This is a genomic window from Marinobacter goseongensis (assembly GCF_023156235.1).
Taxonomy (GTDB): domain Bacteria; phylum Pseudomonadota; class Gammaproteobacteria; order Pseudomonadales; family Oleiphilaceae; genus Marinobacter; species Marinobacter goseongensis.
This window is the reverse complement of sequence record NZ_JAKZAI010000054.1, coordinates 1-5,160: the sequence shown is the minus strand read 5'-3', so window position 1 is coordinate 5,160 and position 5,160 is coordinate 1. Positions and strand designations below refer to the sequence as shown.

The following is a 5,160-nucleotide window of genomic DNA, read 5'->3' as shown; positions in this document are numbered from 1 at the left end:
ATGATTCCCGCTTGCCAAACTGATACATGCTGTTAGGGTATCTAGATGGACCTTTTCTTCAGCACTAGCAAGTTCAAGCTCAACGGCCAAAGCTACAGTGGCTTTCCCATCCTGATTTCCAAGGAAGGGAAGGTTGTTGAGGAAGCACTGGACTTTTGTATGTCTTACCTGATCAAGCGTGGAAGGGTGCAGTCCAGGAAGAGTTGGGTAACCTATGGGAAAGCGCTGTATCAGTTCTTTGGCTGGTGTGAGGAGAATGGCATTGACTGGCGCGATGTGGGCAATGACAGGGAAGCTACGATCCTGGCAGAGTTCCGGGACTGGAATCTGAGTTCAGAGGGTGGAAGTCTTGCGGCAGGAACTGTGAACGCCCGGTTACGGCTTCTCTGTGCGTTTTATCGGTATGCGGCCAGCAGTGGTTGGGTAGCAACGGTGCCGTATGCCATGGAAACGATAAAAGTGAGTCAGCCCAAAGGTTTTCTTGCTCATGTCGATGCGAGTGGCGGAATGCGGACAAGCGCAGACATCATGCTGAAGACGCCAAGAACCGTCATTCGGCTGCTGAGCAAGCATCAGTCCCGTGACCTCTTGGATGCCCTCAGTAACCCCACACACAGGCTGATTGTACGGCTCGCGCTTACGACAGGAATGCGTCGTGAGGAACTGGCTACGTTTCCTCTGAAATACGTGATCAATCCGGTTACTTACACCAAACACCGCTCCTTCATCCGGGTCAATCTTGATCCACGCGACATGACCATCAAGGGCAATGAGCCTCGGGGGATAGACGTGCCCCGCACGGTCATGGAAGACCTCTGGCAATACGTTCTGGACCGGCGTCATCAGCATGAGAGCATTTCTGGCCGGAGCCAACCGGTCTTGTTCCTGACCGAATCCGGCCAACCCTATGCGAACGATGGGGCAGCTTTCCTGGGCATTGTGAAGAAGGCTGGCAAGGCGGCCGGTATTCCCTACGTCAACGTCCATGTCCTGCGCCACACCTACGCCACGCACACGCTGTACGCAATGATGCAGGCCAAGGCCCAGACCCATGCCTTGATGTACGTGAGAGACCGCCTGGGCCACGCCTCGATAACAACCACCGAGAAGTACCTGCACTGCATCTCAGAGCTTGAGGATGTGCTGATGAACGACTTTCAGAGCGAGATTGATGTTATGAGCAGGGAGACTGCCGGTGCCTAGAAAACAGCTTCAGTCCACAGTCGCCCGCCCTGGCCGGGCCGTCAGTGATGAAACGCTGGACCTTGCCAGCCTGCCTCCAGCCATAACGGTCATACCGTTGCCGGAGAATGCTAGCAACATGCGCAATCTGGATCTCACCAAATACTACGGAAACGGCTGCGATGTCGTGGTCTATGCCGCTCAGAGAGCGCTGGAGCGCATGGTCCGAGCCTGCGCCGAGAGCGGCGGAAAAACGCTCAACGCGAACACTATCGGCGGCTATTTCACCATTGGACTGTCAGCCTTTCTGCCGTTCTGCGCCACGATGGCCGCCGCGCTGGGGCGCGAACTGAGACTGGATGACCTTGACCGGCCGTTTATCGACCACTTCCTTGCCCATCTGCGTCAATCAGGTGGTCGCCTCGCATCCCAGAAAACCCGATACACTAAGGTTAAATCGATACTGGTGGCCATGGTGCAATCAGGCTGGATTGCGAGAGACATTTTTCCGCGCAACCCGTTTCCAAATTCAAACCGGTCAATGAGGGGCCAGAACGCCCTGAGCGAAGCGGAACGGAGCACCGTCCTACGGGCGCTGAAGGCCGATATGGGGGCGATCATCAAGGGGAGCGGTCCCCTGACCTCCGAGGAACTGGGCATCTGTGTGCTGGCCGTTGCTGTGCGAACCGGCATCAACCCAACCCCTGCTCTTGAACTACTGGCCGACTGCCTTCAGCCTCACCCTATCAAGGCAGACCGCTACGTGCTGGTCAGTTTCAAGCGCCGGGGCAACGCCACGCACATCCAGAGCCTGCGCCGGGCTGCCGATATCGAATCAATGGTTTCCGCGCTACCGGACGTGGCCCGCATCATTGACCTTGTCCGTGACCGGAACGCCGCACCGCGACAGGCAAGCAACTACACGGAGATGCTGTTTGTCTACGAGAGTCGAGGGGGGGTAAGCGCTAGAGGGCCAAATCGCCTTTCCAACGACGCCCTCAGTTATAGCATCAAGACATTTCTTGACCGGCATCAGATCAGCGACGCTGACGACAGGCCTCTGAGGCTCAACGTCATGCGGCTTCGCAAGACGTTTGAGAACCGACTTTTCACCCTCTCCGGCCAGGACCCATTCCTGACCGCCAAGCTGGGTGGGCACAGCATGAAGGTGTCCAACGACCACTACCTGGAGGCTCCCGAGAGCGCCGAAAAAGACTGGCGGCTCATGGGCGAGGTCCGGACTGAGGAACTGCTGAACCACGGCAAGGTCGAGCCCCTGCCTGCTCAAAACACACCTGTGGCCGGTTGCCGGGACACCCTGAACGGTGATCTTGCCCCAAAAAACGGCGAGCACTGCCAGAAATTTCTGGCCTGCTTCCGGTGCCGGTCCTTCGTTGTGACGGGTGATGATCTGTACCGGGTTTTCAGCCTCTACTGGGCACTGGTCCGAATGCGCGAGACAATGGGTGCCAGCACCTGGAAGCGGGTTTACGGCCACATCATCCGGATCATCGACCAGGAGATTACGCCAAAATTTGGCGCCGAGATGGTGAGCATTCAGAGGCAGCGGGCGAAGGTTGACCCCCACCCCTTTTGGCGTGATCCGGATGTGCTGGAGGGTGCGGCATGAACGAAGCCGGGTTCCTTACCGAGCAGCTTAAGGCCCTTCAGGCCGCCGAGACAGGGGCCATCAACCCGAACGCTGTCCTCACCGGGATGCGGCTGGACGATGGCAGCTACCACGTCCTGAGCCGCTGTGGCGACGATGTTGTGACGCTGCCCGACACCGGCTTCGCCGCCGGAGCAGCCGATTGCCAAAAGAAACTGAATTTCCTGCGGGCACCTGTTCCGTTTCGAGAAACGCTCCGGGCCTGCATGGTCGCTTACATCCTGAAAGGGATCGAAGGCCGCACCCCGCCCAGGGGCGGAACGATAGTTAATTTTTTTGGTAACGCGACAGTGTTTCTGACTTGGCTCAATGATAGTCGCGTGGCCCGGCTGAGCGATGTGACGCCGCTGGTCAGCCAGCAGTATGTGGAGTTCTGCAAGGGGCTAAAGAGCCGGAAAGGGGAGTTTCTTTCGAGTGGGACGCTGGTGCAACGTTTCTTGGCTGTAGAAATCCTCCATATTCTCAGCCAGCCGTCCGGCGACCCCATGCCCCACCCCTGGCCGGAATCCTCAGCAAGTCACATTGCAGGGAGGACGGGGCAGGACCGGGTTCAGGAGGCGAAGACCGAGATCATCCCCGATGACATCCTGGGGCCACTGTTCCAGTCGGCGGTGGATTGGTTGGACCGGGCCGATGAGATCATCCGTGTCCACGTTCAGATTGAAGACTGGAAGTCGGAGGGTCGAAGCAAGAAATTCATCCAAACACGTCTGAAAAAACTGGGCTGGACGGAAGGTGAAGTCAGCAAAGCGGAGAGACACCTGCAAACGGCGTGTATGTGCATTGTCCTGATCACCAGCGGTATCCGGGTGTCCGAACTGCTATCACTGGAAAACCAGTGCGCCTTCACAACACAGGATGAGCAAGGGGAGCCTTTCCACTGGATGCGGGGCATTTCGTACAAGACGGGGGCGGGGGCCTGCGAATGGCTGGTGGCCGAGATTACTCACCGCGCCCTTGGCGTGGCTGGACGTCTTGCGGGTCCACTGCAAGCGCGGGTGGAGCAGCGCGCTTCAGACCTTCGAGCCAGCGATCCGAAAGACCCCGACATTGCCCGGCTGAAGAAGCACAGTGATCGCCTGTTCCTGGGGGTAGCAAAGCGCCAGGGCAACCGGATTGGCACGCTTTCAAGCCGTACGGCCCTCGATCGCCTCAATTCATTTGCTGCCCAGTGCGGTCTGGATTGGCACTTTGCGCCCCACCAGTTCCGGCGCACTTTTGCGGTCTACGCCGCTCACAGCGCCTTTGGCGACCTTCGCTACCTGCGGGACCACTTCAAGCACTGGTCGCTGGACATGACCATTCTGTACGCCATGTCCCGGCTACAGGATGCCGATCTGTACGATAGTGTCGGCTTGGCTGCACTCAGCATCAAGACGGATATCCTGGAGCATTGGCTGGAGCCTGACGCGATCCTGACGGGCGGTGCGGCCGAGCCAATCCGGGCCTTCCGCGCAAAGAACGAGGCGCTGGCCACCAAGGAGGACCGCGCTGAGATGGCCAAAACGATCAGCCCTCTGATCCACCTGCGGGCCACCGGAGTTGCATGGTGTACCGCCGACACAGGCGGCTGCAACGGCGGCCAGGGCGTCGAAAAGACCCGTTGCGGTGACTGCGGCAATGCGGTCATTGACGAATCGCGCAAGCCCGTCTGGCAGGGGATTTATGCCCAGCAGATCGAATTGCGCGATCTCACGGACATTGGGCCTGGAGGAGCCGAGCGGGTGGAACGAGACATCAAGCGCTGCGAGGCGGTCCTGAAAGGGCTTGGAGCAACCTCAGAGGATCTGGCTTATGTCGCAACCTGAAGACACTTCCCGGGCCCCTACGCGGGGCGAGCTGACCGCCAGGGCCATCCGTCAGGCCATTGTGCGGATAGAGAAAGGCCGCCCCAAGATAGTCAAGCCGGGGCGCAAAGTCAGTATCCAGTCCGTAGCTGAGGAAGCCGGGGTCAGCCGGGCCACGATTCACAACAACCATCCCGGCTTGGCAGAGCGTATCCGGGAGGCCGGAAACAAGGCTGTCCGGGCACAACGGGATGAAAAGAACACCGCCATCAAAGAGCTGAGAGCCAAGTACACTGCTCTCAGACAGGAGCATATTCATGCCCGTGAACTCAACCAAGACATGGCTTCTGAAATGGCTTCTCTGGTGGCAGAGAATCAGCGCTTGCGAGCCATTGCCGAGAACAAAAAAGTGGTCGCTTTTCCTTCAAAAAAATCTTAAAACTGTCACATGGCATATAAACGAATAGATTCAATAGGTTAAACTAGAGTAACATGTTACAAGGTCGCGTAATACAATGGGAA

4 protein-coding genes are annotated in these 5,160 nt (G+C 58.1%); all 4 read left to right on the top strand.

Features of this window, described 5'->3' with window-relative positions; all coding sequences use genetic code 11:
• The first annotated feature begins 45 nt into the window (after positions 1-45).
• The 4 genes from MLC70_RS18115 (at position 46) to MLC70_RS18100 (ending at position 5,077) form a co-directional block, all read left to right on the top strand.
• The gene (locus tag MLC70_RS18115; RefSeq protein ID WP_248185876.1) at positions 46-1,203 is read left to right on the top strand and encodes a tyrosine-type recombinase/integrase; all 1,158 of its coding nucleotides are present in this window, start codon (positions 46-48) and stop codon (positions 1,201-1,203) included.
• A gap of 118 nt (positions 1,204-1,321) precedes the next feature.
• The gene (locus MLC70_RS18110) at positions 1,322-2,812 is read left to right on the top strand and encodes a hypothetical protein (RefSeq protein WP_248185873.1); all 1,491 of its coding nucleotides are present in this window, start codon (positions 1,322-1,324) and stop codon (positions 2,810-2,812) included.
• The gene (locus MLC70_RS18105; protein WP_248185869.1) at positions 2,809-4,659 is read left to right on the top strand and encodes a hypothetical protein; all 1,851 of its coding nucleotides are present in this window, start codon (positions 2,809-2,811) and stop codon (positions 4,657-4,659) included. The genes MLC70_RS18110 and MLC70_RS18105 overlap by 4 nt, the downstream gene beginning before the upstream one ends.
• A complete protein-coding gene (locus tag MLC70_RS18100; RefSeq protein WP_248185867.1) occupies positions 4,646-5,077 on the top strand; it encodes a helix-turn-helix domain-containing protein in 432 nt (143 codons plus the stop codon). The genes MLC70_RS18105 and MLC70_RS18100 overlap by 14 nt, the downstream gene beginning before the upstream one ends.
• Positions 5,078-5,160 lie beyond the last annotated feature (83 nt).